Source organism: Synechococcus sp. PROS-7-1, assembly GCF_014279795.1.
Classification (GTDB): domain Bacteria; phylum Cyanobacteriota; class Cyanobacteriia; order PCC-6307; family Cyanobiaceae; genus Synechococcus_C.
In genome coordinates, this window is record NZ_CP047945.1 from 1123593 (window position 1) to 1141835 (window position 18243).

The window sequence follows — 18243 nt, forward strand, 5'->3', positions numbered from 1 at the left end:
TCAGCTTTCGGAGTCGTCGGCTTCCGCCACGGGGTAGACGAAACCTTGAGCACGGCCGCTCAGAACGGATTTGCCAATGGAAAGGGCTCTTTGGGCTGCAGTTGCGGCCTTGGCTTTCCAGACGGCATGCCGTTGGTTGCGCTTGCTCTTAGAGGTTTTCTTCTTCGGGACGGCCATCTCGGGCTGATCACTGCCAAACAGCCATGATCCACTTTCGAGAGCCCCTCCGTCAAATCGCTAGTCTTGACCTAACGCAACAGCGGTGTGAGCCCAGAGCAGAAGAGTCAGTCGCAGCCGGGCCTCGATGCCCAGAGGTCGATCGGAACGGACCAACCGAGCAATCCATTCTCTCGCTTTCGTTCGGAGCCTCCTCCGAGTTACAGCGCGTTGCTGAAGCAGATCTCCTCGGGGAAGGTGAAGGAGCTGCAGTTGGTGCCGGCTCGCCGGGAGGTGATTGTCACCTACCCCGACGGACGACGCACAACGGTGCCAATTCTGGTCAATGATCCACAAATTCTGCGGACCGCTGAGGCTGCTGGAACTCCTCTTCGCGTGAAGGATGTCCGGCAGGAACAGGCCCTGGCCGGTCTGGCCGGCAATCTGGCCTTGATCGTCCTGATCGTGGTTGGGTTGTCGCTGCTGCTGAGGCGATCGGCTCAGGTGGCCAACAAGGCCATGGGCTTCGGGCGTACCCAGGCGCGCACCAGTCCGCAGAGCGAGGTGACGGTGCGCTTCGAAGATGTGGCCGGGATCGCAGAGGCCAAAGACGAGCTTCAGGAGGTTGTGACCTTCCTGAAGCAACCGGAGACGTTCATCAAATTGGGAGCGCGGATTCCTCGGGGAGTCCTTCTGGTCGGCCCTCCGGGTACCGGCAAGACCCTTCTGGCGAAAGCCATTGCCGGAGAGGCTGGCGTTCCTTTTTTCTCCCTTGCGGCCTCGGAATTCGTTGAGTTGTTCGTGGGTGTGGGTGCCAGCCGTGTGCGTGATCTGTTCCGCAAAGCCAAGGAGAAGTCACCCTGCATTGTGTTCATCGACGAGATCGATGCCGTTGGCCGTCAGAGGGGGGCAGGGATTGGCGGAGGCAACGACGAGCGGGAGCAGACGCTCAACCAGCTGCTCACTGAGATGGACGGGTTTGCGGATAACTCGGGCGTCATTCTTCTGGCGGCCACCAACCGCGCCGACGTCCTCGATACAGCCTTGATGCGTCCAGGGCGGTTCGACCGCAGGATTGCCGTTGGCTTGCCGGACCGCAAAGGGCGAGAGGCGATTCTTGCTGTGCATGCCCGCACCAGACCTCTGGCTGAAGAGGTGTCCCTGGCGGACTGGGCCCGACGCACGCCAGGTTTCTCCGGAGCCGATCTGGCCAATCTTCTGAATGAAGCCGCCATCCTCACGGCCCGCTATCAGTGCACAGCTTTGGGCAACAAAGAGCTGGAAATGGCTCTGGAGCGGATCACCATGGGGCTGACGGCTGCCCCCTTACAGGATGGTGCCAAGAAGCGATTAATCGCCTACCACGAGATCGGGCATGCCCTGGTTGCGGCATTGACGCCCAATGCCGATCCCGTCGACAAAGTCACCCTCCTGCCCCGCAGTGGTGGTGTGGGGGGATTCACGCGCTTTTTCCCTGATGAGGAAGTGCTTGATTCCGGCTTGGTGACCCGTGCTTACCTCCATGCCCGATTGGTGATGGCTCTTGGTGGCCGTGCCGCAGAGATTGTCGTGTTCGGACCATCTGAGGTCACCCAAGGGGCAAGCGGTGATTTGCAGATGGTGTCGCAACTGGCACGGGAGATGGTGACCCGATTCGGATTTTCTGATCTAGGCCCCGTTGCTCTCGAGGGACAGGACCAGGAGGTGTTTCTGGGCCGCGATTTGATCCATACCCGGCCGTCTTACGGGGAACGCACTGGTCGCGAGATCGACCTTCGTGTTCGCTTGCTGGCATCCGAGGCTCTGCAGCAAGCGATCCATCTGCTCGAGTCAAGGCGTGAACAGATGGATGTTCTGGTTGATGCTCTGATTGAGGAGGAGACCCTTCAGTCGGATCGCTTCTATGCCCTGTTAGGGATTGATCCGCCGGATCGGAGTCCTAGCCTGGGGCAACTGCCGGCCTGGACTTGAGCCCGTCCAAGCGAGCCTTTTTCGCAAGCCATCCTGCATCTGCCCGCTGGCTGCTGCTGCTAGTTCCCGCATTTGTGCTGTTGGCCCGTCTCCAGGTCGAGGTGGCCTGGTTCCAACAGTTCAACCTTGAGGGTGTGTATCTCAAACGTCTTGGGCTCCAAGGCGCTGGAGGAGCCGTTGCCCTAGTCCTCGCAGGTGTTACGACCATTTGGCGACAGCGATGGATGGCGGCCTATGAACCCACCCCCGAGGGGGAACTTCCTGCCTTGAGGGGTAGAACGTATGCGCTTGGTCTGGCCAGCACGCTTGTGGTGCTTCTGAGCGTGCTGGTGGTTTACACCCGCCTGGCCTGGCTGGCCTTATCCCAGCCATTCCTCCTGGCGCACTGGTGGAGTGTTCCCTTCAAGAGCACCTGGCCGCTGTTCACCCTCTCGATTCTGCTGGTCCTGACGATCACGTTTGGACTGACAAGAAGTCATCGACTGGGATTGGCCCATCTTTATGGAAGTGTCTGTTTCTGTCTGATCACGGCCCGCGCCTGGGGGCTCTGGGCCTTGGCACTCACGATTCCTGACGCCAACCGTTTTGAGCCCCTGCTCGGCGCTGATGTGAGCTTTGGGCTTGGTCGTTTTTCAGCGATTGCTCTGGCTTTGGAGTTGCTGCTGCTTCAGCTGCTCCTTGTTCTCAGCACTGCGATCTGGAGCCGACTGACTCGCAGTTCCTGCCTGAGTGACTGGGGCTTTCCTGGTTGGACAACCCAGGAACGCCGTCTGCTCCTTCCGCTGCTTGCAGCCTTGTTTCTGGTGCTTGCCGCACTCCTCTGGTTGTCGCGCCATCAGCTGCTCTGGACCCAGAACGGTGTTGTGGCCGGCGCAGGCTGGCTGGATGTGCATCTGATCTTGCCGCTCAGGGTGGGGGGAAGCGTTCTTCTTGGTCTCCTGGCGACCACCTTGTTCCCTTGGCCTGGGGTGTCCTCGCGACGACGACGGGGAATGAGAGGGGTTTTCGTCGCCTTGGCGATCGTGCTTCTGCTCACCGAAATTCTCTTGGCACCCCTCTTGCAGTGGATGGTGGTCCGCCCCAGGGAATTCCAGCTCGAGGGGCCATTCCTCAGTCATGCCATCACAGCAACGCGCCATGCCTATCAACTGGACAGCATTACGACTCGACCGATCAACCCTTCAAAGCAACTCGAGGCGGATGATCTGGTTCAAGGAGAAAGCACGTTAAGGAACATTCGTCTCTGGGATAGTCAACCGTTGTTGGCTTCGAATCGGCAACTTCAACAGCTCAGGGTTTATTACCGCTTTGCCAAAGCTGCTGTGGATCGCTATCCACTGCGCCCTGATCGAAAGGAGCGGCAGCAGGTGATCATGGCGGCGCGGGAGCTGGATCAGACAGCCCTTCCAAGGCGATCCAGAACCTGGCAGAACCGTCACTTTGTGTTCACCCACGGTTTCGGTTTCACGCTCAATCCAGTCAATACAAGCGCGCCGGATGGCCTTCCTGATTATTTCATCAGTGATCTGGGCAGTTCAACCAGGATTGAAGGAAACCCCTCTCTCGGTATCACTCAGGCCGATGTTAAGCGTGAAGTTCCAATCGGCCGAGCTGCTCTCTATTTCGGTTTGTTGCCCTCGCCTTATGCAGTGGCACCCACGCGAATCGAGGAATTTGATTATCCAGAGGGAGATAAAAATACATATACCCATTACTCCGGTACTGCTGGGATCCCTTTGTCCTCGCTATGGCAGCGCATCAGTGCGGCTACCTATCTCAACGACCCCAGACTGCTCAACACTGGTGCGTTGACTCCGCAATCCAAATTGCTTTTACGGCGCGATGTGAAACATCGAGTCAAGGCTCTGGCTCCATTTCTCACCTTTATGGGTGATCCTTATCTCGTTTCTGTTCCCCTAAAAGATCCTCCTCCAGGCTTCTCGAAGGATCAGCATCAGTATTGGATTGTTGACGGTTACACCACGTCTCGAACGTATCCCTATGCAGCCACGCTTCCTGATGGACGCCCCCTGCGCTATCTACGCAACTCGGTGAAGGCCATTGTGGATGCTTATAACGGCAAGGTTCATTTTTATGTAAGTGAAGAAGAGGATCCAATCGTCCTTGGCTGGAGCCGATTATTTCCAGCGTTGTTTGAGTCATGGGATGCAATGCCGTCGACTCTTCGGGACCATCTGATGGTTCCTCAGGATCAGTTTGAGCTCCAAGTTCAGCAATTGCTGCGTTATCACGTCACCGAGCCAAGGACTTTCTACAGCGGTGATGATGTCTGGCAAGTCCCAGTTGAACTTTACGGGCGCCAACAGATACCTGTTGCCCCGTATCACATCACGGCTCAACTTAAAGGAAGCGAACGTTCTGAATTTCTGCTTCTCCAACCACTCACGCCCTTGGCTCGCCCAAACCTTTCGGCCTGGCTGGCCGCACGCAGTGATGGAGTGCATTACGGCGAATTGATCCTGTTGCGATTCCCGAGCGATGTTCCGATCTTTGGCCCTGAGCAGGTTCAGGCATTAATCAATCAAAACCCTGACATCAGTCAGCAATTCGGTCTGTGGGACAGAGCCGGTTCCCAAGTTGTTCAGGGAAACCTCCTGGTGGTGCCTGTTGGCGACTCTCTGCTCTATGTGGAGCCGATCTACCTCAAAGCTCGCCTTGGAGGATTGCCGACGCTCACCAGAGTGGTTGTCAGTGATGGGCGACGTGTGGCAATGGCGAATGATCTCGATCAGGGGCTGAAGGCTCTGCTGAAAACCCCTGCAAACATGCAGCCATAAAAAAGGGACCCACGTCAGTGGGTCCCTACTGTTCACTGCCTTCTAGGTCAGTTCACAGCAGCAAAGAACTCCTTGCTTCCCACGGGATCAGGCTTCATGGTCTTTTCGCCGGGAGTCCAGTTGGCGGGGCAGACCTCATCGGGATGGGACTGCACATATTGGAATGCCTGGAGAACGCGGAGGGTTTCGTCCACGTTGCGACCAACCGGAAGGTTGTTGATCGTGGCGTGCATGATCACACCTTCGGGATCAATGATGAACAGGCCGCGCAGAGCCACGCCTTCCTCATCGTCCAGCACGTTGTAGGCGCTGGCGATTTCTTTTTTCAGGTCAGCAACCAGTGGGTAGTTGATGTCGCCGAGGCCGCCCTGGTTCCGGGGGGTCTGAATCCAGGCGAGGTGGCTGAACTGGCTGTCTACGGACACGCCGAGAACCTCAGTGTTCTTGCTGGAGAAATCGGCGTAGCGATCGCTGAATGCCGTGATCTCCGTGGGGCACACGAAGGTGAAGTCGAGGGGGTAGAAGAACAGCACCACGTACTTGCCGCGGTACTGGGACAGGCTGATCTCCTTAAATTCCTGGTCAACCACTGCTGTGGCGGTGAAGTCGGGGGCCTGTTGGCCCACGCGCAGACAACCGTTGGCGGTCATGATGAACGGGCGAAGGAAGGCAAGGAAGCGTGAAGACCTAGGTCGAAGTCGTTACGACTTCCAATTGCGGGCAATAACTTATCACGCCTCTGCGCGCCAATCGCGTGCCCCGCTGCACCAGATCCTGCTTTCGCCGGCTTTTAAGATGTGCGGATGATTCATTCATCCATGGCCTGGGATCAGGCGCTTCTTAGAAAGTTCAGCAGCACCGGCCACTTCCGCTTGCTGAATCAAGTGCGAAGTGAGCTCAGCAGTCAGCCCTTAGTGCGCGATCCTTCGAGTCGGGCTCTCTTGCTCAAGGCCAGGCCGCATCGCGGGCAGCCGGTCCGTCAACAGCGGAGGCCCAATGCCATGCCGGATGACATGGCATCCCTGTCTGAGGCCGTGGCCACAGCGTCGCCGAAATCATTCCGAGAGAGACTCAACGCCATTGATATGCGCTGATGTTGACCCTCCAAGATGTATGATGGCAACTGGCCTGAAAGCCATTTCGTCAGAGTAGCTCAGCTGGTTAGAGCACAGGATTCATAACCCTGAGGTCGAGAGTTCAAGTCTCTCCTCTGACATTTTTCAGAATCGATTCACTCCCTTCAAGTGAACTCACTTCGAAGGTATTTCGCTTTGGGGCGAGTGAGTCTTCGTTTTCTCTAGCCTCTGCGTGACGGAAGCATGGACATCGGATCCATGGCTGCTCCGCCAGGCTTGCGAATTTCAAAATGGAGATGGGGGCCCGTGCTGCGACCGGTACTCCCCATCAGGGCAATGCGAGCACCTTGAGGAACCAATTGTCCTTTTTTAACCAGCAGTCGGCTGCTATGGGCGTAACGCGTTGAAGAACCATCTCCATGGGACATTTCAACCAGGTAGCCATAGCCGCTGCTCCAGCCGGAGTAAGCAACAACGCCATCCTTGGCAGCCAGAATTGGAGTGCCGACGTTGTTCGCAATATCGATTCCCTTGTGCATTCTTCCCCAGCGCCATCCGTATCCAGAGGTGAAAACACCCTTAGCAGGCCAGATATAGGACTGGGACGCATCGAACTGTTTGGATCCAGGAAGTGCAGGAAGTTCGGGCCAGCTTGCTCCGCCGGAACGTAAGGGACGCACAGCCAGCACACTGGCCTTAGCAACACGAACCTTGCTTCCCACCACGAGCTTGGAGAGCTCGACCCCTGGATTAAAAGTCTTCAACTGTGTCAGCGTGATGCCGTGCTCTTGAACCAAAGACATCAACGATTGCTGAGGTTTGATTTCAACGACTTCCACCGGAGCTGGAGGAGTCTTGAGCGGTGCGGTCTCTCTGATTTGCGTTCCGTCTAATGCGTCCGATGCACTGATGGATGCAGCACTCGTGGAAGGAAGAACAACCCATGTCCCTGCTTCAAGGGCAGTCTCTGCCTTGAGTTCATTCAATTCTTCGAGCTGGCTCGGGGTTAGTTCAAGATCACGAGCCAACGTTGCAAGATTGCTGGGTTCGATCAATCGAACCCAGATCTGTGATGGCTCCGAAGAGAGAGCCGAAAGGAGTTGCTTTGAGCTGATGTGATCGGAGTCTGCGAAACCGGAGGTCTGCGACATCGCGAACAAGGCGCTGCTGGATGCAACGGCGGTCACGGCGAGGAGCAGAGGCTTCATTCAGCGCGCAAGTGAAGAACAGATCCGAAGACGCCGCCACAGCATCAGACCGGGCTGAAAGTAGCGGGCTGAACACCCCTCTGCAAGGGCACGAGTGTCAGATCATGGACTACCACAGCTGCAGTTTCAGGCCTGCCTGAAAGCAGGCGATCGCGCAGGCGACGGACAGGTTCAGACTGCGCACGCCACCTTGTCCATCACTCCCAGCGCTGCAAGGCATCGGAATCGTCAAAATCTGATCGCATTCGGCTCGCACTGGCTCTGGAAGCCCTGTGTCTTCTCGTCCGAACAGCAGTACATCCCCTTGCTCAAAGGAGAAACCCTGCAGTGCAACGCCATCCCTGCGGCTGCAGCCGATCACGCGGGAGGGTTTGGGGAGACTGTTTTTGAACGCGTTGAAGTCTGCATGAACCGAGAGGTTCACATGGGGCCAGTAGTCCAGCCCGGCTCGTTTGAGCTGTCTGTCATCGATTGAGAAACCCAGGGGTTCAATCAATGACAAAGGCAAATCAAACGCTGCGCAGGTCCGCGCGATGTTTCCTGTGTTCGGAGGGATACGTGGTTCGAACAAAGCCACTCTGAGCGCGGATGGCTTGAGCTTGAGAAGAGTCACAGCGGGACGGTTTGGCCTAAATCATGAAGATCGAGAGCTCTGCCCTGAACGACAAGCCAGCTTCGGTTGGCCTGTCTGGCTAGACGCTGAGCGAGCTCTCCCTGGCGATCGCGGAAGAGTCCACCAATGGCTGTTGGGGGCACCAAGCCCCAGCCTGTTTCTTCAATCACGATCACGACGGGCTGATGGCGCTGTTTCAGGATGGTCAGCAGTTCGCTTTGAACGGCGTTCCACTGCTGCACATCGCTCTGTAGCCAGGCGGCCGTGAACCCACCAAGAGCATCGATCAGCACGCCATGGTTGTCCGGCGCTTCCTTGAGCGCAGACGTGAGGTCACCATCGCATTCCAGAAGCCCCCAGTTGGGGGGGCGACGTTCCCGATGAAGGCGAAGTCGCTCCTGCCACGATGCGTCTTCAGGCAAAGACGGTGAGGTGGCGATGTACGTCACTTCAGAACAAAAGGAGACCAAATGTTCGGCCCAGCGGCTCTTGCCTCCTCGGCTTGGACCGGAGACAAGAACCAGACCTTCAGGATGATCAGCCGCCACCATTCATCCCGCGAAGCGTCGCTACCGACGATGGGCTGACGCGGTTGAGATAGCGGAAGATCCAGTACTTAAAGATTGTCGCCAGGATCACCGGGAAGGTGGCGATGAACAGAAGGATGAAGTTCTCTCTAGCCGGGAAACCGAAATGATTGGCGATTCCATCAAGAAGCACCGTCCAGCCTTCAGGACTATGAAAACCAACGAAAATGTCGGTGAAGAGAATGATGGCAAACGCCTTGGCTGAATCGCTCAGTCCATACACAGCTTCGTCGAAAAATCCCCTCAGGACTCGTAGTTCTTCTCGGCTAAACACGCAGACCACAACAAACGCCACTGTGGCGGCGAGATCAGCGAGGACGTTCTTGACGGCATGGGTGCTTTCTGAATCTGCTTCCTGCTTCAGCTCTTCCGCTTTCGCAGATAATTTTTTCTGTAACTCTTCCTGTGTTGGGATCGAATCGCCGCGCAGGAGTGCATCAAATTCGATCTCGGCCTTGTAGACACGGAGCTTCTCGACGGCTTGCTCTTCCAGTTGTGGCTTGGGGTAACTCAAAAACGGCAGATCTGGAGCAAAGCGATCCACTGCGGGGCTGATGATGTAAGTGCGGCTCACCTGTTGCACCAAGAGGGGAACAAGGATGAGAAGCAGCAGCACCTTCAGGGAAATCAGGGTGGAATCGCGCCGCCGCCGGAATCCAGCCACCAGCGTTGCTTCTGAAGTGGGATTCAGCTGCCGTCGCAGCGTGTCGAAGATTCCGAGAAGGGACCGTGGAAGCGGATCAGGAGATCGGCTGATGGTGGGAGCTGAGGCCGTCCGCCGGGGGCTGTAGCGATTGACCACACTCTCGATCAGCTGGAGCTGGCGCAACTCCTGCGGATCGAGTTGGCCACGCTGATACTCCAGTTTGTCCAGAGAGGCCCGACAGACGCTGATGGCTGCCCGGAATTTCCGGAGAACCGTCGCTTGAACCGAACTGGGAACAGAGAGTTCCAGATCAGGGCGGATCGGCCGGTCTCCGTAGTACTCAAGTTCCAGGCTTTGAATCAAGAGAGCGGCTTCGTAGCCGCGATCAAGATCGGCGTTCACATCGAGGGACTTGGCCCTTCCGAAGGTGTCGAGCCAGTTGCGTCCTGCCATCGTGCTGTTACCGGGAGAAAATCCACCAGGTGGCCATCGGAACTATCGTGCCGACCACCAGCAGAACGACAACCCAAGTAAACGCATTGCTCTCTTCTGTTTCTTCAGCCGTTGGCACATTGGTCGGTAGTGCAACCCTCTCCGCCTGAACCGGAGGACCGGGGTCTTCGCCACCGTCGAGCACGATCTCGAGTCTTGCGACGCCGTCGAGGGTGGCCTGGCGGAAGCGATCCCCGTCCCGCAAGGGTTGGCTCATGGTGGTGCGTCCGGTGCTGCGCAACAGGCTCTCCGGTAGTTGTTCCAACAAGGCTGGTGACGCGACAACCGTGGCCTGCTTGCTCTGGCTTTCCTCCAGGAACAGCAGCAAGGGCCTGTCCGATCCACCAGTTGCCTCACTCCAGCGATTGAGCAGCTCCTCTCCGAAGGCCGGGAGACTCAGGCCGTAATCAAGGCGCCGAAGGGTCACGAGCCGAGCATCCACGTGAAAGCGGTCCAGCTCCTGCAGTCGGTTGCTGATTTCGTTGCGACCAGATCGACTCAACACCTCAGCTGAATCGAGAACCAGCTCATCGGGTGGCTGGGTTGGGAAGTCCTGGGGAGAGACCGCAAGCGCCAGCGGCGTGCAGAACAGCAAGCAGAGGGTGGCGGCCAGAATCCCGCCGGTGAGCTGGGTGAAGCGATTCATGGTCATGCTCAGCGTCGAATTAGTCTGCCCTCAGGCGGCCAGGCTGTCTCGGTTGAGAGCCATGATCGCCTCCAGAACCATCACGGCGCGCCCTTCCGGAAGATTGAGACGTCCAGTCAGATTGTTGAGAAAGTGTTTTTCTTCAGGGGTGACGTCCCTGTCGGCATGGGTGAGCTGAACAGCCACCGCCAGAGCTGTCTCCTGCTGGACAGGCGTCAGAACGGGCAGGGCATCGTCGACAAGACGTTCGACGCCGTCTGTTCGCAGCTGGGCCAAGAGGCGATCAAACAGGGCGGCCATCTCCTGCTCGTTCCGGTCCTTGTAAGGCGTGCGGTATTCGAGTGAGCGACGCAGAGCGTGGGCCTCATCACGCCCGAGGGTGCCATCACAGGCCACCGCGGCGAGAGCAATTGCGGCAAAGGCTTCAGCGTCAGTCATCTTGGGCTGGTCTGTGCTTCCTCATTTGAGCAAGAGTGAGTCGTTCTGACCGCAGCATGTTGCAGACCATGCCTGGCTCCGCTCGTCTTTGTTTGATCGCCGGGGTCTTGGTGCTGAGCCTGGCGCTCGTCAATGCCCTCACGGCTGGAGACTTTCCTCCTTCCCTTCAACGCGCTGAAGTGCTTGCTGGGATGGCAGCTGTTGGTTTGATGTTGGTTGCCGTTCTTTGGACGCGTGCCATTCCCCGGCCTGCTGAAGCAGCGCAACTCAGCGGTGAGCAGGGGCTCCGCATTGACGAGGAGTTGGATGAGGCCCTGACCTTGGAACTGGCCTGGGGCAGCCATCAGTTTCTGACAGCCACCTCAGCCGCCTCGATGCTTGTGATGTGGGATGGGAAAGTTCTTCTCCGACGTGGACTGATCACGTCGAATTCATTCGTACCCGGTGCCATCTGCCAACGGGCGAGCCAGCGCCAGGAGCTGATCTCTTTGGTGAAGACGGCGCTCTATCCAGGCCGCAATGAATTTGATCCCGTGTTGCCAGGCTTGCCATCTGTGATGGTGCAACCCCTCGGGCACCGGGGGTGGGTCGTGCTCGGCGGTTGGTCCGAGCGTTGCTTTACCCGATCGGATGAACGTTGGCTGGCGGGATGGAGCGAACGCCTTAGAAGGACACTGGATTTGGTTGGGGACGGGATCCAGGAGTCACACCCTTCCCCTCAGAAGGGAGCCTGACTTCCGATTGCACTTTGGATCCAGGAGCGGTGAAGGAAATTCGACCCTCCTTGCCAACCGTTCCCTCAAGCCGCGTGGCTCTGGTGACCTGATCGTTCTCGTCTCGCCGCAAGCGAACCTGCCCTTCGGCCAAGACGTCTTCACTGTCCCAGTTCCAGCGGCAGCGTTCAGCTTCCAAGACTTCCCCTGGCTGACGGATCTCACAGGCCCCGTTCACATCGACGGTCGTTTCGCCGAGATCGGCCCTGAAGCCATCACCTGTGATTCTGGTGCGCTCGAGGTCAGCCTCAAATGGCTTTGCACTGCGGATGATTTGATCCCGGAAGAACCAGGTTGTGGCCTGGGCCCTGAGCACACCCTTCTCGCGCGGGATTTTGAGAATCACTGGTGCTTGCACGGTGATCTCTCCTTTGAGCGTGTTTCCATTCAGTGATGGCCCCTCGAGCTGCTCGAGCACGGTTCCTTCCTGATCTCTGCGCTGACCGAGAACGGGTCCCTTGGCTTTGAGCCGTCCTGAATCCAAATTCCATTGGGCTTGACCGCTGCGCAAAAAGCTGTCAGGGGGGGTACTGCGGTCGGCGGTGGACCAACGGTCGAGTTGAACAGTGCCCGTCAGCGTGAGTTCATTGGTGGTTTGTTGAAGTTCGGCTTCGCGGGCCGAAATACGCGACTCCTGATCCGACGCTCGGGGCCGCTGTTCCATGGTCAGAACGCCTTGTTCAGGCCGCCAGCGCAGTCGATCTCCCTGGATCAGCAGCTTCGCGCCGGTGAGTTGCTGAAGCTTGACGTTCCCTTCCAGCAGGATCTTTTCCCCATCGTTGATCACTTGGGCGAGATCGGACTGAATCCGAAACGATGGCTTTCCATTGCGAAATAGGAGACCAACGGGCCTGCGAGCGCGAACCAAGCGTTTGTTCAGTTCGTAACGGGCTTCCGGGCTGGACAAGCTCCATTGCCGTTGACCATTGCTGGCTTTCTGTTCAAGCTCCAGTGAACGGAACACGAAAGGCGGCGCCTCGACGGCGACCGGTGTGTTCTCATCCGCGCAACCACTCAAGAAAGGAAGGCCTGCCAGTAGACAGCTTGAAAGCCATGCTTGGCGTGAAAGCAAGGCCATCAGAGGGGGGACTCAAGCTCAAGTCGCTGCATCACCGGCTCAGGTTTCGGAAGTCCGATGCCTGGCTCCAGTTGGCCCCAGCTCAGCGCTTGGGTCCAGCAATCCTCGCTTGGACGCTGATCCAGCTGGGCCAGGATCCTGGAGCTGAGGCCTGGCACCAGGGGTTGAAGCAAAAGGCCGATCACCCTGCAGCATTCGAGAACGGCATAGAGATCATCTCCCACTTTCTCTTCGTGGCCTGGTTGTTTCATCAGGCTCCAGGGTGCTTGTTCATTGAGATATCCGTTGGCTTCGATCGCCAGTTGCAGCACGGCTTCAGCCGCGTTCTGAAAAGCCAGTGCAGGGATCGACTGCCGCACGCGGACAATCGTTTGTTCCGTGGTGTCTTTCAGAGGATGGTCAGAGCGAACTCCATCCGACACAGGAGGAAGGGATGCATCGAACCACTTGCGTGACATCGAGGCAGTTCGATTCAGGAGATTGCCGATCGTGTTGGCGAGGTCGTTGTTCACAAGATCCATAAATCTCTGCTGCTGAAAATCTCCGTCTTCACCAAATTGAATGTCTCTCAGCAGATACCAACGCACGGCATCGGTCCCGCAACGCTCCAGCAGGGTTTCCGGATCCAGCACATTCCCCAGCGCTTTGCCCATTTTCTGGCCCTCCCTGGTGAGAAAACCATGCCCGAAAACGCGCTTGGGAACAGGCAATCCCGCAGACATCAGCATGGCGGGCCAATACACCGCATGAAAGCGCAGGATGTCTTTGCCGATCACATGAACATCCGCAGGCCAGCCAACGTCTGCGAGGCGATCCAAGTCCGCCGCCCCACCGTCATCCAGCAGCGCTGTGAGGTACCCGAGCAAGGCGTCAAACCACACATAGAACGTGTGCCCTGGATGGCCGGGAACGGGTAGTCCCCATGACACATTCACCCGGGAGATCGAGAAATCACGCAGCCCACCTGCGACGAAATTTTCAATCTCCCGACGGCGACTGGTGGGTGCGATGAACTGAGGGTCCCCAATCAGGGTTTCAATGCGTTCCTGAAACTGGGAGAGACAGAAAAACAGATTCTCCTCGTCGCGCCATTCCAGTGGCTTGCGATGGATGGGGCAGTCGGGATTCTTGGCATCGGAGGGATCATCTTTGAATTCCTCACAATCCACGCAGTACCAGCCTTCCTGATGGCCGGTACGGATATGCCCTGCAGCCTCACAGCGCTGAAAAAAGGCCTGGACAAGGGGAAGATGGCGAGGGCTTGTGGTGCGAACGAAACGATCATTGGTGATGTCCCAACGCGCCCAGAGGTCGGAGTACAAGGCGGAAATCTGATCGCAATGATCCGCTGGACTGATGTTCTGCGTTTCGGCCGTGCGTTGAATCTTCTGGCCGTGTTCATCAACCCCGGTAATGAACACAACATCTTGGCCTTCGAGACGCTGAAAACGAGCGAGCGCATCACAGGCGAGCGTGGTGTACACGCTTCCGAGGTGGGGCTTGGCGTTGACGTAATAGAGCGGCGTTGTGAGGCTGTAGGTCATCGCGTCGGCTCTCTTCTGAGGCCCCTGGCTCTGGGGCTGGATCTTAACGACCTCCTTTTCTTCCCTCTGGTTTCGATGACATCTCCAATCCAATGCGCAGAGGTTCGGCGTGTCTGGTTGTCAGCCCTGCACCAACTGGCTCTTGCTGACGGTGATTTCAGCGAAGGAGAGCGCAGAGCGCTGGCTGATCACCTTTCTAAAACCCTGCCTGACGCCGATCTCAACTGGGACGGCTTGCCCCCTGTTCAAGACAGTGATCTGGCCGAGGCTTTCGCTGCAGATCCGACCCTCGCCGAGCAGTTTCTGCGCTCTGCCGTTGTGGTGTCGTTGGCCGATGGTCATCTCAGTGCCATGGAATTGGCTCTGCTCCATCACTGGGCGGACTTGCTCGGCTGTGATCAGTCACCCCTGAAGGGTTTGCAGCCGTGTGACGCCCCGACAAGCGCCCGGAGTATCCATCCGCTTGAACCCTTGAAACAGTGGTTGGATGCGCTTGACCCCAGTGACCCAGCCGTCGCTGGCTTCATCGTGAGCCTGATCCCTGCGCAATGTCCCTTTGAACGCGACATAGTGCTGTTTGGCCACAAACTCGTGCACATTCCGCCGATGTGCAAACTGAATCCGCTGTACGACCAACTCGTGGGGCTGCGCTTCCGCTGCCTGGGCCGCCTACCGGAAGACGAGCAGCTACGGATTAGTCGCAGGGATTGCAGCGCGTGATGATCACGTCCATCGATGCGGTCGATGTTCTCGTTTGGGGCGGCGGCTCTGGTGGTGTAGCTGCTGCGATTCAGGCCGCACGCGGTGGTGCCTCCACGCTTCTGCTGACACCCGGCCCATGGCTCGGGGGGATGGTGAGCGCAGCTGGAGTGTGCTGCCCGGATGGCAACGAACTATCGCCCTGGCAAACGGGGCTTTGGGGGGCCTTCCTGCGGGAGTTGGAGCGGCGTGAACCGGAAGGGCTGGATCACAACTGGGTGAGCTGCTTTGGCTACCGGCCCACCACGGCAGAGCAGATCCTGCAGGACTGGGTGAGGGCCGAGGCCAATTTGCTTTGGTGGCCTCGCTGCAGCTTGCTGGAGGTGGAGCGGGAAGGATCACTGATCAATGCCCTGCAGGTTGAAATCGATGCTGAATGCCGGCGTGTGCGTTGCCAGGTGGTGATCGATGGCAGCGATCGCGGTGATCTGCTTCCCCTGGCAGAGGCTCCCTACCGCTTCGGCTGGGAGGCGCAGGAGCAGTGGGGTGAACCCAGTGCCCCAAGCCAGGAGCGCCTCAAGTCAGAGGCCTTTTTCCGGCATCAGCCTGTGCAATCGCCCACTTGGGTGGTGGTGGGCCAGCTGCAAAGCGATCACCTGCAGGCGGATTCAGCCCGCGGCATCGATCCCGCCGGCAGGCCCCAGCTTCCGGCTCCTTTTGAGCAGGCCTGTGAGTGCTTCGGCCTGGAGCGCACCCTCACCTACGGGCGCTTGCCCGGTGGCTTGGTGATGCTCAACTGGCCCCTGCATGGCAACGACTGGCACTGGGGGCTGAGTCGGGCCTTTGGCGCTGACCCCAAGCAAGAAGCGGCGTTGTACGAAGAGATGCAGGCCCACAGCCTGCGTTTTGCTGAAGCCCTCAAGGAAGCCAGCGATGGCTGGCTGCAGCTTGGCCACGCCTTCCCCGCCGAGTCCGGCAGTCCGGCTCCCTGGCTGGCGGCCATGCCTTACTGGCGAGAGGGGCGGCGCTTGGTGGGGCGCGCCACAGTGCTGGAGCAGGACCTGTTGCCGGTTGGCGAGGGGGCCTCGTGCGCTGCCTTGCCCCGTGATCCAGCCGGTGCGCTGCAGTCGATCGCGGTGGGCAACTACGCCAACGACCATCACTATCCAGGGCCTGATTGGCCCTTGGCGCCAAAGAGCTGCCGCTGGGGTGGGCGCTGGACGGGCACACCGTTCTGCATCCCCTACGGCGTGCTGGTGAGCGCGGAGATCGACAATCTGATGGCGGCCGACAAGGCGATCAGCACAAGCCACATGGCGAATGGCGCCACGCGGCTGCAGCCGTTGGTGTTGAACGTGGGTCAGGCGGCGGGAGCCGCTGCAGCGCTGGCGGTGGCTGAGGCCGTGCCACCGGCGCACTGTTCAGTGCCCCAGCTCCAGGCGCTGTTGATCAATGATCGAAGGGCACCTGCAGCAGTGGTTCCGAACTGGACCTTGGCTTGGAGGGATCCGTTCTGGAACGACCTCCAGCACAAGTCACTGCGTGGGTTTTCGGAGCAGACTGATGCAACGCAGGCAGCGGCCCCTGCACCCCCCAGCCACAGAGATGCTGTGTTGAGGGGATGGATTCATCCCTGCGGCGACGGAGGATTTCGGCTTGAGACGCCCGATGGGGATGCCTGGCCGGTGATCACCCTTGAACCATCGGTTCAGGCCTGGATGACCACCGTGAAGGAGCCGACTGCCGTGGCCCTGCGAGGAATCCTCAACCCCTGGGGGCCCTGGTTGAGGGTGACAGGCTGGGGCTGATCAGGGCTGATCGGTGACCGCACCCTGGCTGCTGGAACTCACAAGCCGGGCATATTTGCCGAGGATTCCAGTGCGGTACTTCGGCGTTGGTGGTACCCAGGCGTTACGTCGCTGTGTTAATTCCGTGTCGTCCACATTGAGTTGGAGGAGCAGCTGATTGGCATCCACGGTGATGCTGTCTCCTTCCTTGATCAAGCCGATGGTTCCACCCACGGCCGCCTCAGGCGCCACATGGCCGATGACCAAACCGTATGAGCCTCCGGAGAAACGGCCGTCGGTGATCAGCGCCACCTTGTCGAGCAGACCCTGGCCCACGATCGCGGAGGTGGGGCTGAGCATTTCGCGCATGCCCGGACCGCCGACGGGGCCTTCGTTGCGCACCACCACCACATCACCGGCCTGGATCTGGTTGTCGAGAATCGCTTCTAGGCAAGTTTCTTCGCTTTCAAACACCCTTGCCGGGCCTGTAATTACTGGATTCTTCACACCACTGATCTTCGCGACTGCTCCTTCCGAGGCCAGATTGCCCTTGAGGATGGCCAGGTGGCCCTTGGCGTAGAGGGGATTGGAGAGTGGACGGATCACGTCTTGATCCGCGGGTGGTGTGGAAGGCACATCCGCAAGCAGTTCCTTCAGGGTTTTGCCTTCGATCGTGCGGCAATCACCGTGGAGCAGGCCGGCATCGAGCAGCAGTTTCATCACCTGGGGAATCCCACCGGCGCGGTGGAGATCCACCGTGACGTAACGGCCACTGGGTTTCAGATCACAGATCACCGGAACGCGCTGGCGGATCTGTTCAAAGTCGTCGATGGCCAGTGCAACGCCGGCCGTGCGGGCTATGGCCAGCAGATGCAGCACCGAATTGGTGGAGCCACCCACCGCCATGATCACGCTGATGGCATTTTCAAAGGCCTCCCTTGTCATCAGGTCAAGCGGGCGGATGCCGGCCTGGATTGCCTGCACCAACACCTCGGCCGATCGGGCTGCACTGTCGGCCTTTTCCTCATCTTCAGCGGCCATGGTGGAGCTGTGGGGAAGACTGAGCCCCATCGTTTCGATGGCGGCGCTCATGGTGTTGGCGGTGAACATGCCGCCGCAGCTGCCAGCACCGGGGCAGGCATTTTTCTCGATGGCCGTGAGCTGCTCTTCGTCGATCTTGCCGCTGGTGATCTGACCCACCGCTTCAAAAGCACTCACCACGGTGAGGTCGCAGCCGCCCAGTTTTCCCGGCTTGATGGTGCCGCCGTACACGAAGATCGCTGGGATGTTCATCCTCGCCATCGCGAGCATGGCCCCAGGCATGTTCTTGTCACAGCCGCCGACGGCCAACACGCCATCCATGCTTTGGCCATTGCAGGCTGTTTCGATGGCGTCGGCGATCACTTCCCGGCTCACCAGGGAATATTTCATCCCCTCGGTGCCCATCGAAATCCCGTCGCTGACGGTGATGGTTCCGAAGGTCTGTGGCATGCCACCGGCCAGTCGGGCCGCTTCTTCGGCACGCCGGGCTAAGTCATCAAGCCCGACGTTGCAGGGCGTGATCGTGCTGTAGCCGTTGGCGATGCCGATGATCGGCTTGCCGAAGTCCTGATCGCCGAAACCCACGGCCCGCAGCATCGCCCGGTTGGGTGAGCGCTGGATCCCTTTGGTGACGGCATCGGAGCGGAGCATGGATCAGGCCGTCATCCGGCGTGAAACTGAAATCAACCT

Annotated in this window: 17 protein-coding genes and 1 tRNA gene; 7 read left to right on the forward strand and 11 right to left on the reverse strand. The window is 58.7% G+C overall.

What is annotated here, in order from left to right; genetic code table 11:
* Positions 1-177 (reverse strand): 50S ribosomal protein L32, encoded by a 177-nt coding sequence (gene rpmF, locus SynPROS71_RS06190; protein ID WP_011933023.1) that lies wholly within the window; start codon positions 175-177, stop codon positions 1-3.
* 141 nt (positions 178-318) lie between these two features.
* Between rpmF and ftsH the strand changes: the two genes are divergently transcribed.
* Both ftsH and SynPROS71_RS06200 read left to right on the forward strand, forming a co-directional pair.
* A complete protein-coding gene (ftsH, locus tag SynPROS71_RS06195) occupies positions 319-2127 on the forward strand; it encodes an ATP-dependent zinc metalloprotease FtsH (RefSeq protein ID WP_255442493.1) in 1809 nt (602 codons plus the stop codon).
* Complete coding sequence (locus SynPROS71_RS06200; protein ID WP_255442434.1) at positions 2124-4925, forward strand: UPF0182 family protein; 2802 nt, start codon at positions 2124-2126, stop codon at positions 4923-4925. The genes ftsH and SynPROS71_RS06200 overlap by 4 nt, the downstream gene beginning before the upstream one ends.
* Positions 4926-4972: 47 nt before the next feature.
* Here SynPROS71_RS06200 and SynPROS71_RS06205 read toward each other — a convergent pair whose 3' ends face one another.
* Positions 4973-5575, reverse strand: coding sequence for a peroxiredoxin (locus SynPROS71_RS06205; RefSeq protein ID WP_011933026.1), 603 nt, complete (start codon positions 5573-5575; stop codon positions 4973-4975).
* A 153-nt stretch (positions 5576-5728) separates the two neighbouring features.
* Here SynPROS71_RS06205 and SynPROS71_RS06210 point away from each other — a divergent pair, with 153 nt between their 5' ends.
* Together SynPROS71_RS06210 and SynPROS71_RS06215 are read left to right on the forward strand one after the other, a co-directional pair.
* Positions 5729-6019: a hypothetical protein gene (locus tag SynPROS71_RS06210; protein WP_186597489.1), complete on the forward strand. Its 291-nt coding sequence runs from the start codon at positions 5729-5731 to the stop codon at positions 6017-6019.
* A gap of 48 nt (positions 6020-6067) precedes the next feature.
* Positions 6068-6141, forward strand: a tRNA-Met gene (locus SynPROS71_RS06215).
* Positions 6142-6222: 81 nt separating this feature from the next.
* Here SynPROS71_RS06215 and SynPROS71_RS06220 read toward each other — a convergent pair.
* The 6 genes from SynPROS71_RS06220 to SynPROS71_RS06245 form a co-directional block, all read right to left on the reverse strand.
* Positions 6223-7209 carry a M23 family metallopeptidase gene (locus SynPROS71_RS06220; RefSeq protein ID WP_186597491.1) on the reverse strand — a complete coding sequence of 329 codons (987 nt, stop codon included), beginning with the start codon at positions 7207-7209 and terminating at the stop codon, positions 6223-6225.
* 109 nt (positions 7210-7318) lie between these two features.
* Positions 7319-7822 (reverse strand): tRNA (cytidine(34)-2'-O)-methyltransferase, encoded by a 504-nt coding sequence (locus SynPROS71_RS06225; protein ID WP_186597493.1) that lies wholly within the window; start codon positions 7820-7822, stop codon positions 7319-7321.
* Positions 7819-8373 carry a bifunctional adenosylcobinamide kinase/adenosylcobinamide-phosphate guanylyltransferase gene (gene cobU, locus SynPROS71_RS06230; RefSeq protein WP_186597495.1) on the reverse strand — a complete coding sequence of 185 codons (555 nt, stop codon included), beginning with the start codon at positions 8371-8373 and terminating at the stop codon, positions 7819-7821. The genes SynPROS71_RS06225 and cobU overlap by 4 nt, the downstream gene beginning before the upstream one ends.
* Complete coding sequence (gene pxcA / locus SynPROS71_RS06235) at positions 8360-9508, reverse strand: proton extrusion protein PcxA (RefSeq protein ID WP_186597497.1); 1149 nt, start codon at positions 9506-9508, stop codon at positions 8360-8362. Before pxcA ends, cobU begins: the two co-directional genes overlap by 14 nt.
* A gap of 7 nt (positions 9509-9515) precedes the next feature.
* Complete coding sequence (psb32, locus tag SynPROS71_RS06240) at positions 9516-10193, reverse strand: photosystem II repair protein Psb32 (protein WP_186597498.1); 678 nt, start codon at positions 10191-10193, stop codon at positions 9516-9518.
* Positions 10194-10223: 30 nt separating this feature from the next.
* Positions 10224-10631 carry a tellurite resistance TerB family protein gene (locus tag SynPROS71_RS06245; protein WP_186597500.1) on the reverse strand — a complete coding sequence of 136 codons (408 nt, stop codon included), beginning with the start codon at positions 10629-10631 and terminating at the stop codon, positions 10224-10226.
* 68 nt (positions 10632-10699) lie between these two features.
* On the opposite strand from SynPROS71_RS06245, the gene SynPROS71_RS06250 reads away from it, so the two are divergent.
* Positions 10700-11365, forward strand: coding sequence for a cofactor assembly of complex C subunit B (locus SynPROS71_RS06250; RefSeq protein ID WP_186597915.1), 666 nt, complete (start codon positions 10700-10702; stop codon positions 11363-11365).
* Here the strand turns inward: SynPROS71_RS06250 and lptC are convergent.
* Together lptC and SynPROS71_RS06260 are read right to left on the reverse strand one after the other, a co-directional pair.
* Positions 11295-12482 carry an LPS export ABC transporter periplasmic protein LptC gene (lptC, locus tag SynPROS71_RS06255; RefSeq protein ID WP_186597502.1) on the reverse strand — a complete coding sequence of 396 codons (1188 nt, stop codon included), beginning with the start codon at positions 12480-12482 and terminating at the stop codon, positions 11295-11297. The genes SynPROS71_RS06250 and lptC overlap by 71 nt on opposite strands.
* Positions 12482-14026, reverse strand: coding sequence for a methionine--tRNA ligase (locus SynPROS71_RS06260; RefSeq protein ID WP_186597504.1), 1545 nt, complete (start codon positions 14024-14026; stop codon positions 12482-12484). Before SynPROS71_RS06260 ends, lptC begins: the two co-directional genes overlap by 1 nt.
* A 75-nt stretch (positions 14027-14101) precedes the next feature.
* Here SynPROS71_RS06260 and SynPROS71_RS06265 point away from each other — a divergent pair, with 75 nt between their 5' ends.
* Both SynPROS71_RS06265 and SynPROS71_RS06270 read left to right on the forward strand, forming a co-directional pair.
* On the forward strand, positions 14102-14746 hold the full coding sequence (locus SynPROS71_RS06265; RefSeq protein WP_186597506.1) for a Mo-dependent nitrogenase C-terminal domain-containing protein: 645 nt from the start codon (positions 14102-14104) through the stop codon (positions 14744-14746).
* A complete protein-coding gene (locus SynPROS71_RS06270) occupies positions 14746-16533 on the forward strand; it encodes an FAD-dependent oxidoreductase (RefSeq protein ID WP_186597508.1) in 1788 nt (595 codons plus the stop codon). Before SynPROS71_RS06265 ends, SynPROS71_RS06270 begins: the two co-directional genes overlap by 1 nt.
* On the opposite strand, the gene ilvD is transcribed toward SynPROS71_RS06270, so the two are convergent.
* Positions 16534-18204, reverse strand: a complete 1671-nt coding sequence (gene ilvD / locus SynPROS71_RS06275) for a dihydroxy-acid dehydratase (protein ID WP_186597510.1) — start codon at positions 18202-18204, stop codon at positions 16534-16536.
* Positions 18205-18243 lie beyond the last annotated feature (39 nt).

Bases quoted from the DNA above. Each gene is read 5' to 3' on its own strand.
- SynPROS71_RS06250 (WP_186597915.1), top strand. From the start codon at position 10,700: ATGCCTGGCTCCGCTCGTCTTTGTTTGATCGCCGGGGTCTTGGTGCTG.
- lptC (WP_186597502.1), bottom strand. From the start codon at position 12,482: ATGGCCTTGCTTTCACGCCAAGCATGGCTTTCAAGCTGTCTACTGGCA.
- SynPROS71_RS06205 (WP_011933026.1), bottom strand. From the start codon at position 5,575: ATGACCGCCAACGGTTGTCTGCGCGTGGGCCAACAGGCCCCCGACTTC.
- SynPROS71_RS06210 (WP_186597489.1), top strand. From the start codon at position 5,729: ATGATTCATTCATCCATGGCCTGGGATCAGGCGCTTCTTAGAAAGTTC.
- SynPROS71_RS06245 (WP_186597500.1), bottom strand. From the start codon at position 10,631: ATGACTGACGCTGAAGCCTTTGCCGCAATTGCTCTCGCCGCGGTGGCC.
- SynPROS71_RS06260 (WP_186597504.1), bottom strand. From the start codon at position 14,026: ATGACCTACAGCCTCACAACGCCGCTCTATTACGTCAACGCCAAGCCC.
- cobU (WP_186597495.1), bottom strand. From the start codon at position 8,373: ATGGTGGCGGCTGATCATCCTGAAGGTCTGGTTCTTGTCTCCGGTCCA.
- ilvD (WP_186597510.1), bottom strand. From the start codon at position 18,204: ATGCTCCGCTCCGATGCCGTCACCAAAGGGATCCAGCGCTCACCCAAC.
- pxcA (WP_186597497.1), bottom strand. From the start codon at position 9,508: ATGGCAGGACGCAACTGGCTCGACACCTTCGGAAGGGCCAAGTCCCTC.
- psb32 (WP_186597498.1), bottom strand. From the start codon at position 10,193: ATGAATCGCTTCACCCAGCTCACCGGCGGGATTCTGGCCGCCACCCTC.
- rpmF (WP_011933023.1), bottom strand. From the start codon at position 177: ATGGCCGTCCCGAAGAAGAAAACCTCTAAGAGCAAGCGCAACCAACGG.
- SynPROS71_RS06220 (WP_186597491.1), bottom strand. From the start codon at position 7,209: ATGAAGCCTCTGCTCCTCGCCGTGACCGCCGTTGCATCCAGCAGCGCC.
- SynPROS71_RS06270 (WP_186597508.1), top strand. From the start codon at position 14,746: ATGATCACGTCCATCGATGCGGTCGATGTTCTCGTTTGGGGCGGCGGC.
- SynPROS71_RS06265 (WP_186597506.1), top strand. From the start codon at position 14,102: ATGACATCTCCAATCCAATGCGCAGAGGTTCGGCGTGTCTGGTTGTCA.